27 protein-coding genes are annotated in these 26,238 nt (G+C 61.0%); 10 read left to right on the top strand and 17 right to left on the bottom strand.

Translation table 11 applies throughout. The features are described 5' to 3' along the window. The first annotated feature begins 19 nt into the window (after positions 1-19). Together N2600_RS33250 and N2600_RS33245 are read left to right on the top strand one after the other, a co-directional pair. Positions 20-748, top strand: coding sequence for an SDR family oxidoreductase (locus tag N2600_RS33250; RefSeq protein ID WP_260299757.1), 729 nt, complete (start codon positions 20-22; stop codon positions 746-748). Positions 749-803: 55 nt separating this feature from the next. Next, a complete protein-coding gene (locus N2600_RS33245; protein ID WP_222384938.1) occupies positions 804-1,568 on the top strand; it encodes an SDR family NAD(P)-dependent oxidoreductase in 765 nt (254 codons plus the stop codon). A gap of 55 nt (positions 1,569-1,623) precedes the next feature. Here N2600_RS33245 and N2600_RS33240 read toward each other — a convergent pair whose 3' ends face one another. Beyond that, positions 1,624-2,064, bottom strand: a complete 441-nt coding sequence (locus N2600_RS33240) for a VOC family protein (protein WP_222384937.1) — start codon at positions 2,062-2,064, stop codon at positions 1,624-1,626. A gap of 94 nt (positions 2,065-2,158) precedes the next feature. After that, a complete protein-coding gene (locus tag N2600_RS33235) occupies positions 2,159-2,587 on the bottom strand; it encodes a Tautomerase enzyme (protein ID WP_260299756.1) in 429 nt (142 codons plus the stop codon). Between the two features lie 120 nt (positions 2,588-2,707). On the opposite strand from N2600_RS33235, the gene N2600_RS33230 reads away from it, so the two are divergent. Then, the gene (locus N2600_RS33230) at positions 2,708-3,307 is read left to right on the top strand and encodes a TetR/AcrR family transcriptional regulator (RefSeq protein WP_170259957.1); all 600 of its coding nucleotides are present in this window, start codon (positions 2,708-2,710) and stop codon (positions 3,305-3,307) included. A 111-nt stretch (positions 3,308-3,418) separates the two neighbouring features. On the opposite strand, the gene N2600_RS33225 is transcribed toward N2600_RS33230, so the two are convergent. From N2600_RS33225 to N2600_RS33215, 3 genes are read right to left on the bottom strand one after another with little or no spacing between them, the layout of a single operon-like run. Beyond that, on the bottom strand, positions 3,419-4,441 hold the full coding sequence (locus tag N2600_RS33225) for a sensor histidine kinase (RefSeq protein ID WP_260299755.1): 1,023 nt from the start codon (positions 4,439-4,441) through the stop codon (positions 3,419-3,421). Further along, positions 4,441-5,145, bottom strand: a complete 705-nt coding sequence (locus N2600_RS33220) for a response regulator (protein ID WP_260299754.1) — start codon at positions 5,143-5,145, stop codon at positions 4,441-4,443. Before N2600_RS33220 ends, N2600_RS33225 begins: the two co-directional genes overlap by 1 nt. A gap of 48 nt (positions 5,146-5,193) precedes the next feature. After that, complete coding sequence (locus tag N2600_RS33215; protein WP_260299753.1) at positions 5,194-6,684, bottom strand: DUF4153 domain-containing protein; 1,491 nt, start codon at positions 6,682-6,684, stop codon at positions 5,194-5,196. A gap of 454 nt (positions 6,685-7,138) precedes the next feature. On the opposite strand from N2600_RS33215, the gene tkt reads away from it, so the two are divergent. Then, positions 7,139-9,175 carry a transketolase gene (tkt, locus tag N2600_RS33210; protein ID WP_260299752.1) on the top strand — a complete coding sequence of 679 codons (2,037 nt, stop codon included), beginning with the start codon at positions 7,139-7,141 and terminating at the stop codon, positions 9,173-9,175. 55 nt (positions 9,176-9,230) lie between these two features. On the opposite strand, the gene N2600_RS33205 is transcribed toward tkt, so the two are convergent. Then, positions 9,231-9,419: a hypothetical protein gene (locus tag N2600_RS33205; protein WP_026154631.1), complete on the bottom strand. Its 189-nt coding sequence runs from the start codon at positions 9,417-9,419 to the stop codon at positions 9,231-9,233. A 164-nt stretch (positions 9,420-9,583) separates the two neighbouring features. Continuing rightward, on the bottom strand, positions 9,584-10,297 hold the full coding sequence (gene rapA2 / locus N2600_RS33200) for a calcium-binding lectin RapA2 (RefSeq protein ID WP_260299751.1): 714 nt from the start codon (positions 10,295-10,297) through the stop codon (positions 9,584-9,586). Between the two features lie 646 nt (positions 10,298-10,943). On the opposite strand from rapA2, the gene rpsU reads away from it, so the two are divergent. The 4 genes from rpsU (at position 10,944) to N2600_RS33180 (ending at position 12,574) form a co-directional block, all read left to right on the top strand. Continuing rightward, positions 10,944-11,180, top strand: coding sequence for a 30S ribosomal protein S21 (rpsU, locus tag N2600_RS33195; protein WP_260299750.1), 237 nt, complete (start codon positions 10,944-10,946; stop codon positions 11,178-11,180). A 62-nt stretch (positions 11,181-11,242) separates the two neighbouring features. After that, entirely contained in the window at positions 11,243-11,437 is a 195-nt protein-coding gene (locus tag N2600_RS33190) for a hypothetical protein (protein WP_017968820.1), read from the top strand. A 12-nt stretch (positions 11,438-11,449) separates the two neighbouring features. Beyond that, a complete protein-coding gene (locus tag N2600_RS33185) occupies positions 11,450-12,028 on the top strand; it encodes an alpha-ketoglutarate-dependent dioxygenase AlkB (RefSeq protein ID WP_260299749.1) in 579 nt (192 codons plus the stop codon). Positions 12,029-12,094: 66 nt separating this feature from the next. Beyond that, positions 12,095-12,574 (top strand): pyridoxamine 5'-phosphate oxidase family protein, encoded by a 480-nt coding sequence (locus N2600_RS33180; RefSeq protein WP_170255370.1) that lies wholly within the window; start codon positions 12,095-12,097, stop codon positions 12,572-12,574. A 42-nt stretch (positions 12,575-12,616) separates the two neighbouring features. Here N2600_RS33180 and N2600_RS33175 read toward each other — a convergent pair whose 3' ends face one another. After that, complete coding sequence (locus tag N2600_RS33175; RefSeq protein WP_260299748.1) at positions 12,617-13,528, bottom strand: LysR family transcriptional regulator; 912 nt, start codon at positions 13,526-13,528, stop codon at positions 12,617-12,619. Positions 13,529-13,647: 119 nt separating this feature from the next. On the opposite strand from N2600_RS33175, the gene N2600_RS33170 reads away from it, so the two are divergent. Continuing rightward, complete coding sequence (locus N2600_RS33170) at positions 13,648-14,523, top strand: aldo/keto reductase family oxidoreductase (RefSeq protein ID WP_170255368.1); 876 nt, start codon at positions 13,648-13,650, stop codon at positions 14,521-14,523. Between the two features lie 99 nt (positions 14,524-14,622). Here the strand turns inward: N2600_RS33170 and ppk2 are convergent, their stop codons facing one another. The 7 genes from ppk2 to N2600_RS33135 form a co-directional block, all read right to left on the bottom strand. Continuing rightward, a complete protein-coding gene (gene ppk2 / locus N2600_RS33165) occupies positions 14,623-15,537 on the bottom strand; it encodes a polyphosphate kinase 2 (RefSeq protein WP_260299747.1) in 915 nt (304 codons plus the stop codon). Between the two features lie 110 nt (positions 15,538-15,647). Then, positions 15,648-17,300, bottom strand: coding sequence for a GMC oxidoreductase (locus tag N2600_RS33160; protein ID WP_260299746.1), 1,653 nt, complete (start codon positions 17,298-17,300; stop codon positions 15,648-15,650). An 83-nt stretch (positions 17,301-17,383) separates the two neighbouring features. Continuing rightward, positions 17,384-18,466 carry an ABC transporter ATP-binding protein gene (locus N2600_RS33155; protein ID WP_260299745.1) on the bottom strand — a complete coding sequence of 361 codons (1,083 nt, stop codon included), beginning with the start codon at positions 18,464-18,466 and terminating at the stop codon, positions 17,384-17,386. A gap of 7 nt (positions 18,467-18,473) precedes the next feature. After that, positions 18,474-19,358, bottom strand: a complete 885-nt coding sequence (locus N2600_RS33150; protein WP_260299744.1) for a carbohydrate ABC transporter permease — start codon at positions 19,356-19,358, stop codon at positions 18,474-18,476. Then, on the bottom strand, positions 19,358-20,245 hold the full coding sequence (locus tag N2600_RS33145) for a carbohydrate ABC transporter permease (RefSeq protein ID WP_170281399.1): 888 nt from the start codon (positions 20,243-20,245) through the stop codon (positions 19,358-19,360). Before N2600_RS33145 ends, N2600_RS33150 begins: the two co-directional genes overlap by 1 nt. A gap of 103 nt (positions 20,246-20,348) precedes the next feature. Beyond that, a complete protein-coding gene (locus N2600_RS33140; protein WP_260299743.1) occupies positions 20,349-21,581 on the bottom strand; it encodes an ABC transporter substrate-binding protein in 1,233 nt (410 codons plus the stop codon). A 59-nt stretch (positions 21,582-21,640) separates the two neighbouring features. Continuing rightward, positions 21,641-22,591 carry a sugar phosphate isomerase/epimerase family protein gene (locus N2600_RS33135; RefSeq protein WP_170281397.1) on the bottom strand — a complete coding sequence of 317 codons (951 nt, stop codon included), beginning with the start codon at positions 22,589-22,591 and terminating at the stop codon, positions 21,641-21,643. Positions 22,592-22,811: 220 nt separating this feature from the next. On the opposite strand from N2600_RS33135, the gene N2600_RS33130 reads away from it, so the two are divergent. Beyond that, positions 22,812-23,882: a LacI family DNA-binding transcriptional regulator gene (locus N2600_RS33130; RefSeq protein WP_260299742.1), complete on the top strand. Its 1,071-nt coding sequence runs from the start codon at positions 22,812-22,814 to the stop codon at positions 23,880-23,882. 282 nt (positions 23,883-24,164) lie between these two features. Here N2600_RS33130 and N2600_RS33125 read toward each other — a convergent pair whose 3' ends face one another. Both N2600_RS33125 and N2600_RS33120 read right to left on the bottom strand, forming a co-directional pair. Next, positions 24,165-24,698, bottom strand: a complete 534-nt coding sequence (locus N2600_RS33125) for an NADH-quinone oxidoreductase subunit B family protein (RefSeq protein WP_170277466.1) — start codon at positions 24,696-24,698, stop codon at positions 24,165-24,167. Positions 24,699-24,710: 12 nt separating this feature from the next. Beyond that, entirely contained in the window at positions 24,711-26,225 is a 1,515-nt protein-coding gene (locus N2600_RS33120; protein ID WP_170277467.1) for a hydrogenase large subunit, read from the bottom strand. Positions 26,226-26,238 lie beyond the last annotated feature (13 nt).

Below are 26,238 nucleotides of genomic sequence, written 5' to 3'. Positions count from 1 at the left end.
GAGAAAACAGAGGAAGAAAATGGGACAGGATCTGTCTGGAAAAGTCGCGGCCGTCACCGGAGCAGCGTCGGGTATCGGCCTGGAATGCGCCAAGGCTTTGCTTGCCGCGGGCGTTCGGGTGGTGCTGGTCGACCGTAACGAGGAAGCGTTGCGGGAAATCTGCTCGAAACTCGACGCCAACGCCATCCCCTTGGTCATCGATCTCATCGATCCAAAAAGCGTCGCAGGAATGATGCCTGAGATTCTGGAGAAAGCCGGCCAGCTGGACATCTTCCACGCCAATGCCGGCTCGTATATCGGCGGCGAGGTGCTGGGCGGCGATCCGGATGCCTGGGACCGGATGCTCAATCTGAACATCAACGCCGCATTCCGTTCGGTGCATGCCGTTCTGCCGCACATGGTCGAGCGCAAGACCGGGGATATCATCCTGACAAGTTCCGTTGCCGGCATGATCCCAGTCGTCTGGGAGCCGATCTACACGGCCTCGAAACATGCCGTCCAGGCATTCGTCCATACGCTGAGGCGGCAGGTGGCCAAGCATGGCTTGCGCGTCGGCGCCGTCGCTCCAGGCCCCGTGGTCACCGCCCTTCTCAGCGACTGGCCGCAGGAGAAGCTGGATGAGGCGCTCGCCGCGGGCGGCCTGATGGAGGCGAACGAAGTGGCCGAAGCCGTGCTCTTCATGCTGACGCGCCCACGCAACATCACAATCCGCGATCTTGTCATTCTGCCGCAAAGCGCCGACATCTGACGAAAGTGCGATCGCCTTCAACAATCGCGGAACGCCTACTCAAGAGGAAACGGCCATGATCTTCGACAGATTTCGCCTGAACGGACAGGTGGCATTGGTGACCGGCGGCACGCGCGGCATCGGGCTTGCGATCGCCGAGGCGCTCGGCGAGGCGGGCGCCAAAGTCCTCATCACGGGACGAACCCGCAATACAGCGGCGGAAGGCCAGCTCTCCAAGGCAGGCGTCGATTGCGATTTCATCGCCGCCGACCTCATGAAGGAAAGTGCTGCCGACGAACTCGTCGCTGAAACCCTTTCACGAACAGGACGGCTCGACATCCTCGTCAACAATGCCGGCATCGCCATTCATGGCGACAGCGGCGAGTTTTCCGATGCCATCTGGCGCGAGATCATGACCGTCAATGTCGACGCCGTCTTCCGCGCCTGCCGTGCCGCACTCGCACCCATGCGGCGCCAGGGCGGCGGCGTCATTCTCAATATCGGCTCGATGTCGGGCATCGTGTCCAATATCCCGCAGAACCAGGTCGCCTACAACACCTCCAAGGCAGCGGTCCACATGATGACCAAGAGCCTGGCCAGCGAGGTTGCCGCTGAAAACATCCGCGTCAACGCCATCGCCCCCGGCTATATCGAGACCGATTTGTCGCGCGGCGGCATCGACAATCCCGACTGGTTCCCGACCTGGCGCAACATGACCCCGATGGGACGCGTCGGGCAGCCGGAGGAGGTGGCGGGTGCCGCATTGTTCCTCTGCTCGGCGGCGGCAAGTTATGTCACCGGCGAAGTGCTGGTTATCGACGGCGGTTATACGACGCGCTGAGACGCGGACGCGAGATTGGGGGAGGGTGCTCGCGGCCGCTTGGTCGGGGCGAGGCTTAGAGCAGGATGGCGTCCGAAAACCGCTCACGCTTTTCGGCATCATGCTCTAGGCAATCGAGCATCCACTGGACGCCAAAACGATCGGTGAGCTTGCCGTAGTAGCTCCCCCATGGCTGGACGGCCAGTGGCGTCGTGATTTTGCCGCCTTGGACTAGCCGAGCGAAGAGCCTGTCGGTACTGTCGCGGTCGTCCGTGATCACGATATGGGCGGAGCCTCGCATCGGCTCGGCATCGTGATTGTCTGAGGCGAAGAACAGAATACCAGGTCCTTCGAAACGAGCGTGCATCACCTTGCCCCGCATGGCTTCGCTGGCAACGGACATCCCGTCAGCGCCGTGGCGCTTCAATTGCGTGATCCGGCCAAGCCCGCATTCGGCATAGAAGGCGAGCGCCTCTTCGCAACCGGTGGAAAAGAACAGATAGTTGGCAAGCTGCATGGCTGGCTCCGTCAAGGCGCCGGACCGCGACGCCTTGGTGTCGCCGGCCCGGCATTGCGTCAAGTCTGAGATTTCCGAGCGTACGCAGCGATCGTTACGAGGCGGCAACCGCACCCTGGACGGCGCCGACGAGATCGGCGTTGTTGTAGCTGCGGCCGGCGATACCCCAGGCCCCTTCAGGTGCGTAGACGATGTTCGACCATATGTGTTCGCGCTTGAGCCGGCCCTCGGCGGCCCGTTCGATGACATCGGCCGCTTTTTCGAAGAAGGACTGTCTTGCTTCAGCGCTCACCAGCGCTATCTCGGGCAGCTTGAGCTCGACGAATGCTGCAGCGACCGGCTCTCCCGCCGCAAGCACATGCTCCCGCGGCAGCACGTTGATCGTACCGATAATATTGGCTGTCATGAAGTCATTGCCGGTCAAGCCGGCGGCATCGAGCACTGCCTCCGTCAATCCGGCAAAGGCTTGGGCCTGAGCCTCCTGCGAAAGCAGGCCTTCAGGCACGGTGAGTGTGATAGGCATCGTATATCTCCCTGTTTGAACCGTGACCGCTTTTGATATATACCGATCACTCTTTATACGTACACATCGATCACTCTCTTAGCAAGGCATAAAGAGTGATCACTCTTACAAAGGATATTCATGCGATACAGTGCCGAACACAAGCAGGAGACCCGAACGCGCGTCATTGCGGCGGCTGGACAGGTTTTCAGAAAGGAAGGCTATGGCGGTGCGGGTATCGATGCATTGACCAAGGCGGCTGGCGTGACCAACGGTGCCTTCTATGGACATTTCAAGTCCAAGGGCGAAGCCTTTCGCACCGCCGTGCTGACGGGCCTCGAAGAGCTGCGGCAAGGAATTGCGGCGCTAAAGGCCAGTGAACCGAAAGACTGGCTAACGACATTCGTCGGCTACTATCTCGGCTATAAAAGAACCTGCGATCTGGGCGAGAGCTGCGCTCTGCCGAGCCTTTCCCCCGACGTCATGCGCGCAGACGATGAAACACGAAGCGCCTATACGACAGAGCTCAAACGTCTCATCGATGAAGTTGCTGTCGGCTTGCCGGAGGGTGAGATACCGGGTCAATCCAAAAGGCGCCGGGAAGATCAGGCGATCTTGCTGCTCGCCATGCTCAGTGGCGGTGTGACCCTCGCCCGCGCGGCTTCCGACCCGGCGCTATCCAAACGCATTGCCGATGTCATCGCGCAGGCTGCATTGACGGCGATAGAGCCTGGAAACTGATCCCTCAGGGCAGCGCGGGGCCTGATATTCCGTGAAGTGGCCTCGAAGACAAGTTGCGGCTCCCCGTCAAGAAGCGCAGTCAGTTCCGCCGCACATCGCTTCGGCGCGACCTCAGCCAGATATAATTTGCACGGGTATGGTGATCTCGAACTCGGCACCGGCGCCGGTCATCTGCAGCAGGCGGATCGTACCGCCATGGGAGCTCAGCATGGCGCGGACGATACCGAGGCCCATGCCGGTACCGCCCTGCTCGCGGCGGGTTGAGAAGAACGGCTGAAAGATCCTTTGACGATTTGCGTCGGAAATACCGGTGCCGTCGTCACGGACGAGAATGATGACTGTTCGGGCGTCGGCCGATACTCTGAGTTCCAAGAGCGTGGCGCCGTGCTGAAGAGCGTTTTCGGCAAGATTGGCAAAGACGATGCCGGCGGCTTCCTGAGGAAGGGCAACCGATATTTCTGTATCGCCTGCGCTGGAAATATCGAGAGCGGGAAATCGCCCGCGCAGCGAGGATAAGATGTCCGTCACGCTGCTTTTGCCCTCGGCCACGGGCGTTTCCGCCTGCGCAAGTTCCCGCAACCGCTGCAACAATGCATCGAGCCGGTCGGCGTCGGCGACGATGTTGTCGAGAAAGCGCAAACGCTGCACCTTCGTCATGGGCCTCTCTACGTCATCGTCACGCAAAAGTTCGGCGGCACCCCGGATGGCCGTCAGCGGCGATCTCAGCTCGTGGGAGATATGGGCGGCAAAGGAGCGGACATATTCGGTGCGATCGACCATTTTTCCGGCGAGATCGAGGAAGCTTTGCGACAGGACGGCGATCTCGCGCGTTCCATAGCTTTCCAGCGGCCGGATTGCTCCCTTGCCGCCGCGGGCGATCTCTTCGGTCCGAGCGATCAAAGCGTCGATAGGCCCAGTGATGGTGCGCGTCAGCACATAGGCAACGCCAAGCGTCAGGATGAAGACGACGGCGAGGGCGCCGATTTCCGCCGGCGCCATCCGGTTCGAACTCGCCTCCACGGCACGAAACCAGATGACGATCAGGATCGGCAATGCCATAACCGCGAGAAGCACGACATAGACGATCAGCGCCAGCGTCGGCCGCCATTTCGTCCTGACTTTCGGCGCCGGCATCAGGCCTTCCTCCCGCTTTCGATGCCGAGCTTGAAGCCGATACCGTGAACGGTTGCGATGATCCCCTGGCCGCCGGCCGCCAGGAACTTGGCCCGGATATTGCGGATATGGCTGTCGATCGTCCGGTCAGCAACATAGGTACCGGCGCCATAGGCCGCTTCCATCAGTTGCTCGCGACTGAAAACCATATCAGGGCGTGACAACAATGCGTCCAGGATTGCGAATTCGAGCGCTGTCATTGCGATGGTGCTCTCGCCAAACATGACCGTCCTGCCGCGCCGATCCAGGCTGAGCTCACCGGCGACGAGGGTGGCGTGGCGTCTTTCAGGCCCCGCTTCATTGCCGCTACGCTTCAAAATCGCCTTGATCCTCGCCACGAGTTCGCGCGGGCTGAACGGTTTGGTGACATAATCGTCTCCGCCGATTTCGAGACCCAGTACCCTGTCGATCTCCTCGTCACGCGCCGAAAGGAACAGGATCGGCAATGCCGACGTCCTGCGGATCTGACGGCAGACTTCCAGACCATCCATGTCGGGCATGCCGATATCGAGGATGATGAGATCGATGCCGCCGCGGCGGAAGGCGGTCATTGCTTCAGTGCCGCTGCTGGCGGCCAACCACGCGAGGCCGGCGCGCTCGAGCGCGAAGCAGATCACGTCACGGATGTGAGGTTCGTCATCGACGACGAGAATGCGAGGTGCCATCCACCAGTCCTGCGTTTGGTTGTCGTGCCTGTTGTTATCGTTCTCGTTCTATCTTGCAATGGAAGACCGGAGATAGTTATCCAGTCGTGCAGACCGGAAAGTCCAGCTCCGCCAGTCGCTCGGGCGCCGCTCGAAATCCACGGCGAGGGAATACCGTGCTCTTTGCGCTTCGTACATCTGGTCGATCAGCTGATCCGGAAGCTTGAGGAGATAGAGATCGAGGGCCGGAATGACGGAAGGACCGAGCGAGGAGAGATAATTGAGGTCGAGCGGCAGACCTTCCTGGCTAATTTCCTGGCTGTGGGCGACATTGAAGCGGGCGATCACAGCCGGGAAATCGATGAAGGCGCTGATGTAGAGGACCGCGATCAGGGAGGCGAGGTTGGTGGCGATCAGCCACTCGTTGGACCGGTTGAGCACGATACGCAGCAGGATCAAGGCAAGGCCGATGGCGACGATGCCCATCCAGAGACCGGCGGCGACACGCAATTCGGTCAGCGAATAGGCCTCGACGTAAAGCTCGAGCCGCAGCATCGAAGACAGGCAGAGAAGGATGTTCTGGCCGATCCAGGCATAGACGAAGCGGCGGATCAGCGAGCTTTTATCGCCGGGGCCGTCGGGTCGCATGGCAAGCAGCACGAAACCGGCAGCGAGAAGCGCTGTCGCAATCAGCGGATACGCGCCGCGATGAGCATATTCGGCGTGGCTCATGTGATCGGGCAAATCCGCGCCGCCCCAGAGATAGACGAGATCGAGAACCGTCTGCACGGCAAAGAGCGCATTGAAGAGAAGCAGCGAGCGCAACAGCGAGGCATGGCCGAGCGGCGAATTTTTGGTCGGCACGATCATGAACGCCCTTTCGGCTTGCAGCCTCGCAAATCGACGCTTCAGGCGTGGCCGCAGCAAAGCCCAGACCACAGCGGCTGTCATTATCCAGAAGCCGATCCGCCAGGGATCGAGGAACTGCAGCAGAACGTCGAAGCGGATGCTGCGCAGCGTGACCTCGATGACGGGATTTGCCGCTGCAAAGAGGAGCAAGAACACCGATGCGAGAATGAGCGGCATGACCCAGAGGCCGGCGCTCCGCCGGACTTCGGTGAGGGAGGAACGTTTCGCCGGTGTCGCAAGATATTTCCCGACATCCTCGGCAAGCCGCAAGGGAATGACGAGCGCGAAACGGGAAAACACCAAAGGCAGGCCGTTGAGGCTGCGAGGCATGAGCTTGCCGCTGACGAGAGCCACAGACATCAGCGCGCTGAGGCAAAGGGCAAAGCCCATTACTGACGGTGTTTCGAGCAGAGGTGCCGAAGCCAGGAGCGACAAGCCCAGCAAGAGAGCCGCCGTCGAAGGCGATAGCCCCTTCATGGCCGGGAGCAGAATGCCGGCGCAGATGGCGAGCGCAAAAAAGAAAAGGTTTATCCCGGGCATCTCACCAAAGATCAGAAAATCTGCCAGCGCCACGAGGCCAAGCAGTACGGCTATTCGGCCGGGATAGCGCCTGATGGGCATCGGTGCTGTCAGAATGTTGGTAGTGTCCATTGCTGGTCCTCTCGTAAATGCCGCCCTTCGGTCACGATGAGCATGCTTACGGAGATCTCCTCGAAAGGAGTCCCTCGAGGCCGACCCGTCTCTGTCAGCCACCATCCGTCATTGCGGAGGCGGTCCGGCACAGCGGGCGGTGTGATGCGGGGCGGAATGTCGTTCTTGCTCATGGCATGGAGATGCCCGACCGGATTGCAGATTTTGTGCAAACAGTGAGGAGCAATTCAGGAATATTGCCTTGACCTGCGAGGTCATTGAGGGGCTCGACACGATCAGGTCCCGGAAATCGGTCTTTCCTTGCGCGGTTGGTATCCACAACTGGAAACTCCGCACTAGGTTCAACTGGACCCATCAAATTCGCCGTGGCGAGCTCTCAGCACCACGGTGAACGAGATAACGAGGCAGACGGTCTCTGCCTTCACAATCTACGTATCGCGAGGAGTTTCTCCCAATGCCGGACACCCCACAAGCTCCGAAGACATTCCCAGCTCCCAAGGATCAGCGCCTCCGGGATCTCGCCGACTGCATTCGTTTCCTCTCCATGGACGCGGTTCAACAGGCAAAGAGCGGTCATCCCGGCATGCCGATGGGCATGGCCGATATCGCTGCGGTGCTTTTCTCCGAGTTTCTGAAGTTCGATGCAGCCGATCCATATTGGTTCGATCGCGATCGCTTCGTCATTTCCAACGGTCACGGCTCGATGCTGCTCTACAGCCTGCTTTACCTGACGGGCTACAAGGACATGACCATCGAAGAGATCAAACGCTTCCGGCAGATCGACAGCCGCACCGCGGGTCACCCCGAATATCGCCATGCCGCCGGCATCGAAACGACGACCGGTCCGTTGGGGCAGGGGATTGCAAATTCTGTCGGTCTCGCACTCGGCGAGCGGATTATGAACGCCTCGTTCGGCGACAACCTGGTCAATCACCACACCTACGTCTTTCTGGGTGACGGCTGCCTGATGGAAGGCATCAGCCACGAGGCGATATCGCTTGCCGGACATCTGAAACTCGGAAAACTCATCGCCTTCTGGGACGACAACTCGATCTCGATCGACGGTGCGACCAGCCTTGCTGAATCCGACGACCACCCGGCGCGTTTCCGCGCGGCGAACTGGCACGTCCAGCAAATCGACGGTCACGATACCGATGCGATCCGCGCCGCAATCATCGAAGCGCAGAAGGTGACCGATCGGCCGTCTATGATTGCCTGCAAAACCATCATCGGCTTCGGTTTCCCGACCAGGGCGGGAACGCAGAAGGCCCATAGCGACGCACCCGGCGAAGACGAGATCGCCGGCGCCCGCAAGATCCTCGGCTGGACGTCGCCGCCCTTCGAAATACCGGAAACGCTTCTGAGCGACTGGCGAAAGATCGGCGCGAAAGGGCAGTCGGCGCGGATGGCCTGGGCGGTCCGCGTCCAGACTGCTTCGCCGGGTAAGCGAGACGATTTCGAGCGGCGGATAAAAGGAGAGCTTCCATCCGGCTGGCGCGCCGCCATTGCTGCGGCAAAGCGGGAACTGTCGGACTCCGAAAAGGATCTCGCCACCCGCCAGGCGAGTGGCATCGTGCTCAACCATCTCTTCGATGCGATCCCCGAGCTTCTTGGCGGCTCGGCGGATCTGACGCCTTCGAACAACACCAAGGCCAAGAGCCAGGTCGAGATCAAGCCCGGCGAATATGGCGGATCCTATCTCCACTATGGTGTCCGCGAGCACGGCATGGCGGCAGCGATGAACGGCTTGGCGCTGCATGGGGGGCTTATTCCCTATGGCGGCACGTTCCTGACATTTTCCGACTATTGCCGCCCGGCGATCCGGCTCGCGGCGATAATGGAGGTGCGTTCGATCTTCGTGATGACACATGACTCGATCGGATTGGGCGAGGACGGGCCGACACATCAGCCGATCGAACATCTGAGCGCATTGCGCGCCATTCCTCGGCTCGCCGTCTATCGCCCGGGCGATCCGATCGAAACGGCCGAGTGCTGGGAGGCGGTCATGGATGCGCCGCGGCAGGCAGCACTGATTGCTCTGTCCCGCCAGCCAATGCCGCTTTTACGCCGCGACCCGTCCGACGAGAACCGCTCGGCAAGGGGAGCCTACGTTCTCCAGGAAGCTGAAGGCGGCGAGCGGCAACTGACGATCCTTGCCTCCGGCTCGGAACTGCATCTGGCGGTCGAAGCCCGCTCGGTGCTGCAGGACGAGGGTATTCGCACGGCCGTGGTTTCGATGCCGTGCAGGCTGCTGTTCGAGAAGCAGGATGCCGCCTATAAGAAATCGGTGCTGGGCGACAGCCGAGCCAGGGTCGCCGTCGAAGCAGCCGTGCAGGATTCCTGGGATCGCTATCTCGGCTTGGACGGCGTATTCGTCGGCATGCATGAATTCGGATCATCCGGCAAAATCGATGACGTTTACAAGAAGTTCGATATCACCACAGGCGCAGTGATACGTGCCGGACGTGAGGTGGCCGGAAAGCAAGCCTAGCGTCGCGAGTCGGAGCCCACAGGCGTCCCAAGCAGGCCACTAGGTCGAGCGCCCCCTATCTAAATCTTGGGGCGCGCTTGGCATTGTGGATCAGCTCGGAGGCGGTCGCGAACGGCCCGAAAAGTTTGAGCAGCAGCGCTTGTTCCTCGGCATCTATATGGTGACGCCCACAAAACTCCGTCACGGACCAGACTTTCGTCAGATCGTCTGTTTCGATCTGCCTGGGTTCGATGTGTTCGGTCAACGTCGTGTCCTCCGAACATCGAGACTACGCCACGCCGGCATTTATAAGAACTAGCTAAAAAGTATTATGCCGCATTGCAGACCGGCTGATGTGACAAGCGGATACACGAAGACGCCCGCCGATTGCGCGGCGGGCGTTGTGTTTCACCGATTTATTGCTGCTGATCAAGCAAGATGAGCGTCGGTGCCCGTGATGTTGAGCGTCAGAACGCCAGCATCCGTGTGGCCTTGGCCATCGGAGATCTTGTAGTACTGGACGGTTTCCGTGACGTTCTGGCCGGCAGCCAGGTCTTCCGTCAGCGTGTAGGTGAATTCGCCATTCGGCTTGACGTGGAAAACGCCATGGTCGCCGACGATGTCGGTAACAGCGTCGAGGCCGCTCTTGGCGCTGACGTTCGTGCCGTCGAACTGACGAAGGAAGAGCTTGCCGTTGTCGCCGGCAATGTCGTTGTCCAGAACGTTGCCGCCGATGGCGTCGCCCTCGGTGAAGCTGTAGTGGTCGTCGACAGCAATAGGCTTTACCTGGGTTACGCCCTGGATGTTCAGCGTGAACAGGCCGACATCGGTATGACCGCTGCCGTCGGAGATCTTGTAGGAAACCTTCTCCTGAAGCAGTTCACCATTGGTGAAGCCGATCTTGGCAGCGTCGCTCAGGACATAGGTGTAGCTGCCATCGGGCTTGACGAAGAAGGTGCCGTAGTCGCCCTGGATCTCGGTGACCTGGCTGTTGCCGGCCTTGGCGCCAACGCTCGCGCCATCGAAGGCGCGCAGGAACAGGTGGCCGTTGTCGGAGGAATCGTTGGAAAGCAGATTTCCGGAAATAACGTCGGTTTCTTTAAATGTTGCACTATCATCAGTTGCATGTATCGGCGAAGCCATAGCTCTCTCCTCAAATTGTTTATTGGCGGGTCAATTTTGACCTCAGCGAGCGGCTCCTTTAACAACCCATTAATACTACAAGTCAATGGCCTACTTAACAGAAGGTTAATTTCGAAACCAATCTCCCCCGTTGCTTCCATTTCGGCGGATCAATGTCACTTTCAAGCCAAATTGAAGAAAATTTGACAAAATCTATACCCGATTAACTTGAATAAAACGGCACTGAGTATATCTAAAGGCGATTAGCGATGCCTGCGCCATGCCACCCGGGCCATCCGTTGCAATTTTACCCGCCGATACCTATGTTGCGGAAATACCCGATCAAGCGGAAATCTAAGCCGTTGCTGGCCCATGATTGAAACGCTTGTACATCCGTACGCGCCGTTATGGCTGCGTGACGGGCAATCCCACAAACAATCGATGACGCCGGCCTAGATCGGCAAAGGATTTCTTTTTGAACCACATAAATACAGCCACCGCGGTTGCGGCGGCGAGACCGCGTGAGAATGACGAGGCTGTCCGCCGCGTTGCTGGGAGCTGGAAGCCGTTTCCCTGCCTTCTCACCCGCCGCGAATTGCGGGCTCTGATCGCCGAGCAGCTCGGCTGAGCGGCGATCGTCGCACCACCCAAACAAGGAGAACTTGAAATGCAGGTACTCGTCAGAGACAATAATGTCGATCAAGCGCTCAGGGTCTTGAAAAAGAAAATGCAGCGCGAAGGACTGTTCCGTGAAATGAAGGAACGGCGCACTTATGAAAAGCCGTCCGAACGGCGCGTCAGGGAAAAGGCGCAGGCGATCAGCCGTCAGCGCAAGGCTGCACGAAAGAAGATGCAGCGTGAAGGCCTGCTTGCCGGGCCGAAGCGGGTCGCCACTTCCCGCTAGCAACCCATTCCCAACCGGCTTTTGCCGGACTTCAGTGGGTACATTCCCCGAAAGGACAGACAATGGACGAACTCAATAGCCTCACCGTTTCCGAGGAACGCCTCGAGGATTGCCGCGATGTGGTGGACCCGGATCTGCAGGATCTGATCCAGCGCGCTCTGACATCGGGCTTTTCCCGGGAGGAAATCCTCATCGCCGTCAGCGAACTGGTCGCCGAAGACTTCGCGATGGTCATGAAAACCCCAAGCGTCCATTGAGGCACGAGCGCAGTGAGCATCATCGTGCAGGAGGATCTCTTTCGTGCGGCCGACGGGGCGCTCCCTGAGGGGTTCCGATATTCTGCTGACATCGTTCGTCCGGATCTTCAGCGCACGGTTCTGGAGGCAATGCCGACCCTTGCCTTCAAAGCCTTCGACTTTCATGGGTTTGAGGGCAAGCGCAGGACGGTTTCCTTCGGCTGGAAATACGACTTCGACAGCCAGCGTGTCAGAAGAGCCGATGCGATGCCGTCGGTGCTGCTTCCCACTCGCGAAGTGGTGGCGCGCTTCGCCGGCATCGAGCCCGATGCGCTCGTGCAAGCGCTGGTCACCGAGTATGGCCCGGGTGCTCCGATCGGCTGGCACAAGGACAAATCGGTCTTCGGCCGGGTCGTCGGTGTCTCCTTGCTCTCGTCTTGCACCTTCAGACTCAGGCGGCGTGACGGTGCCAAATGGCAGCGGCGATCGCTCGTCCTTGAACCCGGCTCGGCCTATCTCATGGCTGGCGCTTCAAGAACGCTCTGGGAACATTCCATCCCGCCCGTCGATCGCCTGCGTTATTCTATCACCTTCAGGGAATTGGCTGAATAGACCGCCCATTCGGAACATCGGCCTCGGCAGATGGTTCCTTCGTCTTTTGCACAGATGGAGATGACGATGACAGAGCATGACGATGCGACGCGGGTATGGGAGTTGATCGACAAGATCGGGTTTTGCATGCTGACGACCCGCAGCGGCGACGATCTCAAAGCGCGCCCGATGTCCGCCTATACCGCGCAGATCGAGAATGCGATCTATTTTCTGACGGATGTCAGCAGTCACAAGGACGATGAGATCGCCCGCTGGCCAAACGTGTGCCTGGCCTTTGCCGACACCAAGGGACAGAAATATGTTTCCGTATCGGGGACGGCCGAGGTGCAGAACGACCGGGAGAAGATCAGGGAATTGTGGGCGACGCCGGCAAAGGCCTGGTGGGATAATCCCGACGATCCTTCCATCCGCATCCTCAAGATGACCCCGTCTTCGGCCGAATATTGGGACAGCCCGGGCACGATCATCAGTTATATCAAGATGGCCGCCGCCGCGGTCTCGAACAGCAAACCTGACATGGGCGACAATGCCGAGGTCACACTCTAACGCATAGAAGCGCTCAACGACGTTCCCTCTGGCCGAAAAACATCAAGCCTGATTGGCTGATGCCTTGACGAAATCGATGAACGCACGGAGCGGCGCCGGCACCAGACGCCGTCCGGGATAGTAGAGGAATGGCCCCGAGAAGCGCTGCCACCACGGTTCGAGGATGGGCTCGAGCACGCCGCTGTCGAGATGCGGGCGCAACCAGTCCTCGAAGAGGCAGACGATCCCTGTTCCCGATATCGCTGCATCGACGGCCAAGTCGGTCGCTCCGCCGACCCGCACGATCAGCGGGCCCGTCGGATCGACCCGCACGATCTCACCATCGCGCTCAAACTCCCACGGAGCCGTCATCGCACCACTGGAAAAGCGACCCAACAGACAGGCATGGCCAAGCAGCTCGCTCGGATGTTGCGGCCGGCCACGGCGATCGAGGTAATTGGGGGAGGCTGCAATGGCAAAGCGCTGGACGCGTGGCCCGATCGGTATCGCGATCATGTCCTGCTCCAGCCGCTCATCATAGCGGATGCCGGCGTCGCAGCCGGCCGCGATCACGTCGACAAAGCTCTCGTCGGTTATCACCTCCAGCCGAATATCGGGATAGGCGGCGAGGAACGGTGGAACGATGGCGGGCAGCACCAGCCGCGCCGCGCTGACCGGCACATTGAGGCGCAACGCACCGGCCGGCCTGTCGCGAAATCCGTTGACGACGTCGAGGGCAGACTCCACCTCGCTCAAAGCAGGGCCGAGCCGCTCCAGCAAGCCCTTGCCCGCTTCGGTCGGGACAACGCTGCGTGTCGTCCGGTTGAGGAGCCTGACGCCGAGCTGGGCCTCGAGGCGACGCACCGCTTCGCTGAGGAAGGAGGCGCTGCTGCCGCTGATGCGCGCGCCCTCGCGAAAACCCCCGGCACGCGCCACGGCAACGAAGGCATTGAGATCACCCAGATCTGCTTTCACTGTTCGCCACTCCGCACAGCCTGTGCTGATTATAGCCAATTTTCACACGCGCCAACCATGCTTATCTTGGGCTTATCTTGGGGCCTATCTTGGCGTCATCTCTTGAAAGGAATTAGATCATGTCCATTACCGATCAGTCCGGCACGTTCAACCTCGGCGGCCGCAGCGTGAAGCGGCTCGGCTATGGCGCCATGCAGCTTGCCGGACCTGGCGTGTTTGGCCCGCCCAGAGATCATGGCGCGGCCTTGGCTGTGCTGCGAGAGGCGATCGCGAGCGGCGTAAACCACATCGATACCAGCGACTTCTATGGCCCGCACGTCACCAACCAGATCATCCGCGAGGCGCTGCATCCCTATCGCGACGATCTCGTTATCGTCACCAAGATCGGCGCCCGACGCGGCGCGGATGGATCGTGGATTCCGGCCTTCTCGCGCGAAGAGCTGACGGAGGCAGTACACGACAACCTCCGCAATCTCGGCCTCGATGTGCTTGATGTCGTCAATCTGAGGATCATGTTCAACGTGCACGGCCCGGCCGAAGGGTCGATCGAAGCACCGCTGACGGTGCTGGCCGATCTTCAGCGGCAAGGCCTGGTGCGTCACGTCGGGCTGAGCAACGTCACATCCAAGCAGATCACCGAAGGGCGTGGGATCACCGAGATCGTCTGCGTGCAGAACCAGTACAATCTGGCGCATCGGGCCGACGACGCCCTGATCGACAACCTCGCGCGCGACGGCATTGCCTATGTACCATTCTTCCCGCTCGGCGGGTTCAGTCCGCTCCAATCTTCCACCCTGTCCGATGTCGCCGCACGACTCAATGCCACGCCTATGCAGGTGGCGCTCGCCTGGCTGCTGCGTCGCGCGGAAAACATCCTGCTGATCCCAGGCACGTCGTCCGTCGGCCATCTCAGGGAGAACCTCGCCGCCGCCGGACTCGTGCTGCCGGATGACGCCGTCTCGGAATTGAACCGCATCGCTGACGTCGCCGCCTGAAGGTCGCCGGCGATCCGACGCTATGCCACGCTCTTCCGTGGCGTAGCGTAGCAACCCCTAAATCGATTCCGAGTTAGGGCCGCCTTTGCGGCTACGCCGTCAATAGCGCTCCGGCACGAGCATTTCAGTCGGAACTGGCGCCCTGTTGTAATCAGCGTGACGGATGCGGTCCGGCAACTGGATCTCCGGTTTCGGAACGTCCTCATAAGGGATCTGATCGAGAAGATGGGCAATGCAGTTCAAACGCGCGCGTTTCTTGTCCACCGCCTGTACCACCCACCAGGGTGCGTCCTCCGTGTGTGTCCGTACCAGCATTTCTTCTTTGGCTTTGGTGTATTCCTCCCAATGGACACGGCTTTCCATATCCATCGGTGAGAGCTTCCATTGCTTCAGCGGATCGTGGATGCGCATCTTGAAGCGGAATTCCTGCTCCTCGTCGGTGATCGAAAACCAGTACTTGATCAGCACGATGCCGGAACGGACGAGCATCCGTTCGAATTCAGGCACCGAGCGGAAAAACTCCTCGAGTTCATCAGGGGTGCAGAACCCCATGACGCGCTCGACACCGGCGCGATTGTACCAGCTTCGGTCGAAGAGCACCATTTCGCCGGCGGTCGGAAGATGCGGGACATAACGCTGGAAATACCATTGATGACGTTCCCGCTCGGTGGGCGCGGGCAGCGCGACCGTCCGGCAAACGCGCGGATTGAGCCGCTGGGTTACGCGCTTGATCGCGCCTCCCTTGCCAGCCGAATCCCGGCCTTCAAACAGCACCACCACCTTCAGCTTCTTATGCTGAACCCAATCCTGCAATCGCACCAGTTCATGCTGCAGCCGGAAAAGTTCGCGGAAGTAGGTCTTTCGCTCGATCGTCTGCTCGGCCGGTTCCGACATTCCTTCGGCGACCAGATCATCCAGCCGGTCTTCCTCCATCTGCATTTCCAGCTCTTCATCGAAGCTGTCGGCAATCTCGGCCTTTATGCGGTTGAGCTGGTCCTGATGTGTTTGCGACATGGGTTTCCCTTCCTGCTTTTGTTGACAGGAGCACGTCAGTGCGAAGTTTATATGACGACCACTGATCGAAGGCTGAAACGGTTTACCCGGGTCCCTCGTTCCAAGCGCGGCTACAGCCGTCCTGTCCGGTACTGGTCGACAAGATTTCGGCAGGCGCGGATCGTCAGGGCCATGACGGTGAGCGTGGTGCCGGCGATGCCGCTGCCGGGGAAGGCGCTGGCGTCGGTGACGATGAGGTTCGGGGAATCCCAGACCTGGTTGTAGGGATTGAGCACAGAAGCTTGCCGGTTTTCGCCCATACGCGCGCCGCCCGTCTCATGGATTGCAGCGCCCATGCACATGGTCTTGCGGAACCATTTGCGGAACATGAAGCGGCTGAAGGCGTCGGCTTCGGGAAAGGCGCCCTTGCCCATTTCCTTGAGGCCGGTGGGCGAGCCGATGAATTCGAGGTCGCCGCCGACCTCCTTGATCATGGCGATCAGCGTTTCTTCCTGCTTTCTGAGCAGCGCCTGCTCCTCCTCCTGCATGACGCAGCGGATATGCGGCACGGGGATGTTCCAGGCATCCCTACGCCTGACATCGAGCGTGATGCGGTTGTCGGCATAGGGCAGCATGCGGCCGAAACCGAAGAATGCGAGACGCGCATCTCTGTCCCCGAAGACCGGCGCGCGCCCGACGCTTCCCTGGTAGTCGAAATCGCCGCGGGCGGCATCGCCCTCTTCGAAGCGGGGAATGAAGATCCCGCCGGACGGATTGTAGAACGGGTCGGTCGGCGCGGAGTCGTCGGGCGCCCAACCCTTCGCCTTCGAAAAGGAGCCGAAGGCGAGGCACGGCAGTTGGTCCATGAAATAGCGACCGAGGGCCCCCGAGCTGTTGCCGAGCCCATCCGGATGTTTCGCCGAAGCCGAATTCAACAGCAGCCGCACGCTCTCGATCGGCGAGGCCGAAAGCACCACCGTCGCGGCGCGCGCCGTCAATACCGCGCCCGTGTTGCGATCGATGTATTCCGCGCCGGTGGCGCGGCCGGTCTTCTCATCCGTGGTGATGCGGCGAACGACGGCGTCGTAGCGGACGGTCAACTGGCCGGTCGCCTTTGCTTCTCGCAGCGGTCGCGGCATCCGGTCGGCGTCGGGCGCAATGTAGCGCCAGGAGACGACGTGCCTTTCCGGCCAGCGGTTTTCGACCGCCTGCTTGAAGATCTGTTCGGCGGGCGTCAGGCTTGCCGGCTTCGCATAGATGCCGTCCGGCAGCGTGGCCACGTTGTCCTTGTTGCCGTAGAGCCCGAGATAGGCCTCTACCTCGTCGTAAAAAGGAACCAGCTCGTCATAGGAGACCGGCCAGTCCACGCCCTTTCCGGCGCGCGAGCGGATCTTGAAATCGTCGTCGGTCCAGCGCAGCAGCACCCGGCCGAAACTGTGGAGCCGCCCGCCGCCCTGGCGGCCGCGGATCCAAAGAAAGGGTTCGCCCTTCGGCGTCGTATAGGGATTCTTGCGGTCGTTGACGAAGAAGTGGCTGAAGCGCTCGGTGAAAAAGGCTGCGCGCGCCTGGATCGGCTGGCCCTTGAGGGTGGCCCGCGCGCGCTCCCAGATATTGATGCTGCTTGCCGGCGCCTTCTTGCGCGCGGGATCGAAATCCTTCGGCCCGACGGCCGGGCCGGCCTCGAGCAGCAGCACCTGCAGTCCCTGTGCCGTCAGTTCCTTTACCGCAAAGGAACCCGCCGCGCCGGAGCCGATCACCAGCGCATCATAGACGATCTCAGACATGTCTTTTCAAATCCTGTCCTGAAGCAATCCTCAAAACGGCGCGAAAGGCGTCCGGAATTGCGGGAAAACAAAGGGATGGCGCGTCACAGCCGCGATCCGTCAGCGCCGAAGAGGGATGCCTTGGCGATATCGAGCCCGGGAGCCACGGCATCGCCGGACTCAAGGGTGACATCGCCCATCAGCCGGAGCGACAGGCTCTGGTCTGCCCAGTCGAACCAGACGACGGCGTCCGAACCCATCGGCTCGACGACGGACACACGGCCCGGAATGGTGGGCAGGCCGCTCGTGGCGCCATCGAGCACAAGGTGTTCCGGGCGAAAGCCGAGCGTTGCCGGTCCTTCCGCTGCGTCCGCTCGAAAGGAATAAGCGGATAGATCGACAGTGAGCTCCTTGCTCTGGAAGACCAGCGCGCCGTTGCCGCGCTCGATCCGGCCCTCGGCGAAATTCATTGCCGGAGCGCCGATGAAGCCGGCGACGAAGAGATTGGCCGGACGGCGGTAGATCTCGGCCGGCGAGGCGAGCTGCTGAATGACGCCGTCGCGCATGATGGCGATGCGGTCGGCCAGGGTCAGGGCCTCGACCTGGTCGTGGGTGACGTAGATCATCGTGTTGCCGAGGCGCTGGTGCAGCTTCTTGATCTCGACGCGCAATTCGTTGCGCAGCTTGGCATCGAGGTTCGACAGTGGTTCGTCGAACAGGAAGACATCCACTTCACGCACCAGCGCCCGGCCGATGGCGACACGCTGGCGCTGGCCGCCGGAAAGCTCGGCCGGACGCCGGTCGAGCAGCTTGTCGAGCTGAAGAAGCGCTGCGGTACGGGAAACACGAGCCTCGATTTCGGCCTTCGGCAGGCCGGCGACGCGAAGTCCGAAGGAGAGGTTCTTGCGGACCGACATACGCGGATAGAGCGCGTAGGACTGGAAGACCATGCCGATGCCGCGGTCCTTCGGCTCCTCCCAGCTGACGTTCTTGCCTGAAATCCAGACCTCGCCTGATGTGATGTCCTGGAGACCGGCAATGGCGTTCAGAAGCGTGGACTTGCCACAGCCGGAGGGGCCGAGCAGCACCAGGAACTCCCGCGGCGCGATATCGATCGACATCTTCTCGATCACCGTATGGTCGCCATAAGCGATCTTCAGATCCTTGACGGAGACGGCAGATTGCATGGAAGCGTTACCCCTTGACTGCGCCGGCCGCGATGCCGCGCACGAACCAGCGGCCGGACAGGAAATAGATGGCAAGCGGAACGATGGCGGTGAGGATCGTCGCCGCCATGTTCACGTTGTAGGTCCGCTCGCCCATGGTGGTGTTGACGATATTGTTGAGCTGCACGGTCATCGGCAGGTTGTCGCGCGCGGCAAAGACGAGACCGAGCAGGAAGTCGTTCCAGATGCCGGTGAACTGCAGCATGGACACCACCACGACCATCGGCACGGCAATGGGCAGCATGATCTCGAAAAAGATGCGCCAGAAGCCCGCGCCGTCGACGCGCGCCGCTTTGCACAGTTCCTCCGGCACGCTGACGAAATAGTTGCGGAAGAGCAGCGTCACCAGCGGCAGGCCGAAGATGATATGCACGAGAATGATACCGGCGAGCGAATTATAGAGGTCGATATTCGCCATCGCTCGGACCATCGGATAGAGGAAAATCTGGTAGGGGATGAGGCCACCGGCCATCAGCAGGCCAAAAAGCAGGTTTGCCCCGCGCGGCCGCCAAAGCGACAGCGCATAGCCGTTGACGGCGCCGATGAAGACCGAGAGCGCGACCGAGGGAAGGGTGATCGCCACCGAATTCCAGAAGCCGCTGCGAATGCCGACGCAGACGGTTCCCATGCAGGCGCCCGACCAGGCAGTTGCCCAGGCGGAGAAATCGAGCGTGCCTGGCAGGGCAAAGATCTGCCCGAGCCGGATTTCGTCCATGGACTTCAGCGAGGTGACGACCATGGTGTAGAGAGGCAGAAGGAAGAAAAGCGCTGCGACGACAAGGAAGGCATAGAGGCCGATGCGCCCGGCGGTGATCTGTGCCGGCTTCGGGCCATTCGGGTGAGAGCGGGCCATCACGAAGCCCCCTTTGCTTTGCCACGTATGTGCATCGCATAGCGGAACGGGACGACTGCGATGATCACGCCGAGGACAAGCACCGTCGCGCCAGCCGTGGCGAGGCCGAGGTTCTGGCGCCCGAACAGATTGTCCATGATGAATTTCGCCGGCACCTCCGTCGCATTGCCGGGGCCGCCATTGGTCATGGCGACGACAATGTCATAGGTCTTGATCACGCCCATGGCGAGCAGCATGCCGGCCGCGGCCAGCGCAGGCCCGAGCTGGGGCAGGATGATCGAGACATAGATCCGCCAGACGGGAATGCCGTCGATCCGCGCCGCCTTCCATTGCTCGCCTTCGATGCCGCGCATGCCGGCGAGCGCAATGACCATGACGAGCCCCGCACCCTGCCATACGCCGGCAAGCACCAGCGCATAGATCGCCATGTCGCGATTGACCACCCAGTCGAGGACGAAGCTTTCCCAGCCGAGCGAGCGCACACTCGCCTGGATGCCAAGCGTCGGATTGAGCATCCATTGCCAGATCAGCCCGGTCACCACGAAGGACATGGCGTAGGGATAGAGGAATATGGTCCTGAAGGCGCTTTCGAAGCGGATCTTGCGGTCCAGCGCCGCGGCCAGCAGGAAGCCGAGCAGCAAACAGCCTGCGACGTAAAGGACGCCGAAGATCAACACGTTTTGCAGCGAGGCCAGCCACTTGGCGGAAGAGAAGAGCTTCGAATACTGCGCCAAGCCGACATAAGTCGAGGACGGAAAAAGCGTCGAATTGGTGAAGGACAGCCGGATCGACCAGGCCATGGTGCCGATGAAGACCACGACCGCAACAAACCATGTCGGTAGCAGGGCGATGGTCGCGGAAAGATTGGGCTTGCGTTTGATGGACATCGGCCAGCTCGTTGACAGGTAGAAAGCAGGGCTCGCACCGCCCGCGCGAGGCGGCGGCCGGCAGCTGTGGCGTCGACATCAGGCCGACGCCACAGGCGCTATCCTACTCGAAGATGGCGAAGAAATTGTCGGCCGCGGCGGCCGTATCCTTCGAGCCGCCACTCCAGTACTCGTCGACGAAGTCGTCGAGCGCGCCAACCTGCTGGGGCGTCAGCACGATTGCCTGATCCGGCACGATCGCACCCGCGGCCATCAGCTCGACACCCTTCTGGGCGCAGACGTCCAGTTTCGACTTGTCGACGTCGGAGCGCATCGGAACCGAACCCTTCTTGAGGGCGAATTCGACCTGGATAGCCGGGTCCATGACGACTTCGGCGAGAAGTTTCTGTGCTTTATCGGTCTCAGCCTTGCCGGTCTTCGGGAACCAGAGGGCGTCGGCGATGTAGACCATGCCCTTCGACTCCGGCACGATCATGCAGCCATAGTCTTTGCCCGGCTCCTTGCCGGCAACGGTGAATTCGCCCTTGGCCCAGTCGCCCATGAACTGCACGCCAGCCTTGGCGGTGATCAGCATGGCGGTCGCGTCGTTCCAGTTGCGGCCGGCTGCACCCGCATCGACATAGCCACGCAGCTTGCCGAGGATCTCAAGGGTCTTCTTCACGCCTTCGACGGATGCCGGGCTCTTGTCCTTATCGACATAAATCTTCAGGAAGCTGTCGATCCCCACCTGCGAGAGCAGGATCATGTTGAAGACCTTGGTTTGCTGCCAGGGCTGGCCGCCCCAGGCGACCGGAACGATGCCGGCAGCCTTCATCTTGTCGAGATCGGCGAAGAGCTCGTCCCAGGTCTTGGGTTCTTGCGATATGCCGGCCTTCTCAAAGGCTTCCTTCGAATAGAAGATCCAGCTTTCGCCATGGGCGCCGGTCGGCGCAAGATAGACCTTGCCGTCATAGGTGATGAGATCATGGATCGATTTCGGCAGGGCGTCGGCCCATTTGCCGGCGGCGGCCACGTCGTCGATCGGATTGAACAGGCCCTGGTTGATGAAATCGGCGGCAGCGAGACCGATGACGCCCTGCTTGGCGCCCGGCGCGTCACCGGCGACGAGACGGTTCTGGAAGGCGGCATCGGCCGCGCCGAAGCCGGCGATCGAGGAATCCTTCCAGACGCCGCCGCGCTTTTCGAACTCGGTCTTGATAACGTTGAGGGCAGCCGCTTCGCCGCCCGACGTCCAGGATGACATGATCTCGATCGTCGGCTTGTCCTCGGCATGAGCCGAGGCAGATAGGCCGGCGAATGCCACGCCGGCTAGAAAAAGCTTCATCATGTTCTTCATTGTTCCACCTCTTGAAAATGCCCTCTTTGCGGGGCGTTTTGTTGTCTCGGGAATGACTGTCAGCGATAGATCGGCAGGAGCGCCTGCCGGACGAGCGTGAGCCCGTTGGCGATGTCGCGGACGGGATCGGGCGCGGCATCGAGTTCGAGGATCGCCCAGCCTTCATAGGCCCGGTCGCGCAGCAGCCGAATCCAGGCCGGCCAATCGACCCGTCCGAGGCCGAAGCTGCAGAAATAGGGCTGGTGGCGTTCATGGATATGTTTGTCGATCGGTGTGTCGGCGGGCATAGGACCGATCGCATCCTTCCAATGGGCGATGATCATGCGCTCGTGATGACGATCGACGAGCTGGATTGGATCGGAGCCGGCAACGATGATATGGGCCGTGTCCGGGCACATGTGCACATAGGCCGGATCGGTGAGCAGCATCATCAGATCGACGTCGCGCGCGGCGGCAAAGATCGAGTGCGCCTCGGTGTGCAGCGCAAGCCGCACGCCCCTCGCATAGAGGGTCGCGCCGAGCCGGTTCAGGAAATCGGCGATCACCTTGGCGCGGTCGAAATCGTGGAATTGCACCGGCTGGGCGCCGAGCGTCTGGCGCAAGGGGGCGCCGATCACCATGATGTCGCTGCCGCAGGCTTTCAGGAAATCGGCATATCGTTCCGCCTTGTCGATCAGCGCGCGCTGCGCCTCGGGCTCAGCGAAGTCACCGGCCGCCTCCAGTTCCGCGAAGAAGCCGCTGCACAGCGTCAGGCCCCGTTTTGCCAGCTCGGCTGCGAAGGCGTCGACGGAACCGTAGGTCTTGATCGCGTCCTGCCAGTTGAAGGGAGAGAAGGTCAGCTCGACACCGGTGACGCCGGAGGCTTGGACGCTGTCGAGAATCTTGTCCCAGAAGGCACACGGCTCGGCGCGGGCATAGCCGACGATCGCATCATGGCTGTCGACGCCCCAGAAGCCCGGATGGAAGAATGTCACGAGATCGACGCCGAAGCGCAGCCTGTCAGTAGCCATAACCTGTCCATTTATCGAGGCACGACCTACCCGCGTGCGGAAGAGCCCTTCCGCATCCAATAAGCCATGATTTTCAAGCATTAAGTGATGGCAATCGTTTGCCATGACTAGATAATAGCCAAGCCGGTTTTTTAAGCAAGCGGTTTTTGGCAAACGTTTGCTATAAATCGCCGCCTGCCTTAGAGTTGCAAATCGAAGCATCCGGGAGACCGAAATAAACATGAACAAAAACAAGGATGTGGTGGGAGAGGAGTCATCGGGTGCATTGATGGCCGATGTCGCGCGGCTCGCCGGCGTTGCGATATCGACAGTCAGCCGAGCGCTCGCCAATCCCGGACGGGTCAACGAGAAGACGCGCGCCAAGATCAATGCTGCAGCCAGGCAACTGGGCTACACGCCGAACGCCATGGCGCGCGGCCTCAGGGTCGGCAAATCCAATATCATTATGATCATCCTGCCGGGATCGCTCTACTACGGCGCTTCCCAGATCATTCCGCAGGTGCTGCAGAGCATCAACAAATCGCTGATCCAGGGCGGCTACAACCTGATGATCGCCAACCTCGATCGCGACGAGATTTCCGAACGGCATATTCTCGACCTCGCTTTTGGCGGGAGCGTGCGCGGCGCCATCATCCTGTCGTCGAAGCTCCCGGAGGTCGACGGGCGCTCGCTGGCAAATTCCGGCCTGCCGATCGTGTCGATGCTGCTCGACATGAGCGATGCCGGCCTGCAGAGCGTGATTACAAACGACCGCGAGGCCGTGCGCGACGTCACGGCCGAACTGATCCGATTGGGTCATAGACGGTTCTTCTATCTTGCGGGGCCTGAAGGCAACTATCACGATGTCGAGCGTTATGGCGGCGTGCTCGAGGCGCTCGTGGCGGCAGGATTGTCGGAGGGCTCGGTGCGTCGCTCGGGCGGCCATCTCGATTACCAGCACGGCTTCGACATCGGCGTCCAGGCAGCGGACGATTTCGCCGAGTTGACCGAAAGGCCGACGGCAGTCATCGCAACCAGCGACGACATGGCCATTTCATTTGTCAGCCGTGTCCAGCGGAGAGGCGTGAGAATTCCCGGTGATCTGTCCGTCGTCTCCTTCGACGGCTCCCCGGTCTGCGAATTCTGCTCTCCGCCGCTCTCGACGATCAAGCAGCCGGTGGAAGAGATGGGGCGCGCGGCGGTGGATCTCCTGCTCGGCGCCATTGGCCAGAGAGAGAATGCGCCGGCGGTGCGTACCGTCATCCGCAGCAGCCTTATCCCGAGGGAGAGCATCGCCGCTCCGAAGAACTGACGGAGCCGGCTTCGGCGATGCGAGGGGAGTCCCGGTAGTCGAAGGCGCCGATGTCAGACGGCCAAATCTGGAGGATATAACTGTCGGTTCGGCGTCTACACCCCAGCGCGTAGTCAGATCTTCTTCGGAGGTATTGAGCCTGCTCTTGCGCGACCGACGTCGTGAAGTTGGTGGATTGATCCGGTATCGAACAGCCACAAGCACCGTTATTGTCGCGGCGACGAACCGAGCACCTATTGCAATAAGCCCAGCTTGGAAAAGTCGAACCAATGGAGATTGCCATCACGAAGCGCGGGTTCCCATAGTCACATGTTCGAGCAGCGCGAGCAAACCTTTGAGGATGTCTGTCGGTGATGGCGGACAGCCTGGAAGATGGAGATCTACCGGTATGACTGCCGAAACCCCGCCTACAACGGCATAGCTATCGGCAAAGCAGCCGCCGTCGCGCGCGCAGCTACCCAAAGCGACAACCCATTTTGGATCAGGCGTGGCGTTATATGTCCGCTCCAAGGCCTCGCGCATGCTCCCGGTTACCGGCCCGGTGACCAGCAGCACATCGGCATGTCGCGGCGAGGCGACGAAGCGAATCCCGAAGCGCTCGATGTCGTAGAAAGCATTGCTAAGAGCGTGCATCTCCAGTTCGCAGCCATTGCAGGAGCCGGCGTCGACAGCGCGGATCGATAGGCTGCGGCCGAGATGCCGGCGAGCAGCCTTGTCGATGGCGGACGCAAGCTCTTCCATAGCAGCGTCCGAGCGGGAAGGAGCGCGTTCGGTCAAGGGCGCGCGGATCAGGCTTTCGAAGAGGAGTTTGCGCATGAGTGCCTGCCTTCAGAGATCATGACCGGAATAGGAACAGTTGAACGATTTGTTGCAGAGTGGAAAATCGGCGACGATATTGTCCTCGATCGCAGCTTCCAAAAGCGGCCATTGGAACCAGGACGGGTCGCGCAGATGGCATCGGTCGATCCTGCCGTTTTCGGCGAGGCGGAGCCAGACCAGCACATCGCCGCGAAAACCTTCAACAAGGGCCTGACCTTCGCGTGTTTCAGCAATGTCCGGAATATCGATGCATACCGGACCAGCCGGCAGTTGATCCAGGATCTGCGCGATCAGCGACAGGCACTGTTCCACCTCGCGAATGCGGATCCAGACCCGGGCATTGACATCGCCCTCGCCCAGGACCGGGACCTCAAAGAGGAGGCTGTTATAGGGCGGGTAGCCAAGCGCGCGCCGGGCGTCGAATCCGCGCCCGGAGGCCCGCCCGATATAGCCGCCGGCACCGTACTGGTGGGCAAGTTCCGGACTGAGGATACCGGTGCCAACCGTTCGGTCCTGAAGCGAGGCGGTATTGTCGTAGAGTTCGACCAGTGCCGGGAAGGTCTGCCCGATCTCGGTGGCCACAGCCCGCAGAGCAGCCGCTCCCTTGTGCTCCAGATCGGCGGTAGCGCCGCCGGGCGTGATGCGGTCCCGCATCAGGCGATGGCCAAATGCGATGTCGGCCGCGCGCAGCAAGCGCTCGCGCAGCACACCGCAATGCGTGTGCATGAGTGGAAAGGCAGCGTCGTTGCAGATGGCGCCAATATCGCCGAGATGATTGGCCAGCCGTTCGACCTCGGCCATCAGCGCGCGCAGCCAGATGGCGCGCGGTGGCACCTCAAGCTGCACGGCGGCCTCGACCGCCCGCGAAAACGCGTAGGCATAGGCGACCGTGCTGTCTCCTGACGTTCGTCCAGCAAGTTGCACCGCTCGGTCGAGGCTTGCGCCCGTCATGAGCGCCTCGATTCCCTTATGGACATATCCGAGGCGCTCTTCGAGACGGACGATCGTCTCGCCGTTAGCCGTGAAGCGGAAATGCCCCGGCTCGATGATGCCGGCATGCACCGGCCCGACCGGGATCTGGTGCAGGCTGTCACCCTCTGCGCGGAGGAACGCATAAGGAGCGGTTTCGGGTGGAGGGGGAAGTCGGTCGCCCAGGGGAAACTGCAGGCCCCAGCGGCCGTGATCGAGCCATGGGCGCGGATCGGGCAAACCCTGCGGGACCAACCCAACCAAATCGTGGATGGCGCGCTCTAGCCGGAGGGCCGGCGGATGGTATTGCGCGACAGAGGGATAGCCGCCTTCCAATCCTTCCAGAGTGATGAAGCCGATCATGCCCGTTGGCTCTTCCAGCAGCGCCATGTGGACTGCGGCGGTTTCGCCCCAAAGCCCAAGCAAGGTCCAGCGCCCTTGCGCGAGTGCCGCCGTTGCCGATGCCCAGACCTTTGGATCGACGGTCGCGCGTTGCCAGGGGCGATGGTGTTGAACCGGATGGCCTTCCAGAATGAGATCGGTCAGCGCTGGCATCGAACGGCTCTCC

Origin of the sequence: Rhizobium sp. WSM1274, assembly GCF_025200775.1 — a bacterium.
In the GTDB taxonomy this organism is placed as follows: Bacteria; Pseudomonadota; Alphaproteobacteria; order Rhizobiales; family Rhizobiaceae; genus Rhizobium; species Rhizobium leguminosarum_I.
The sequence above is the reverse complement of the archived record's forward strand: the minus strand, read 5'-3'. Positions and strand labels throughout refer to the sequence as shown.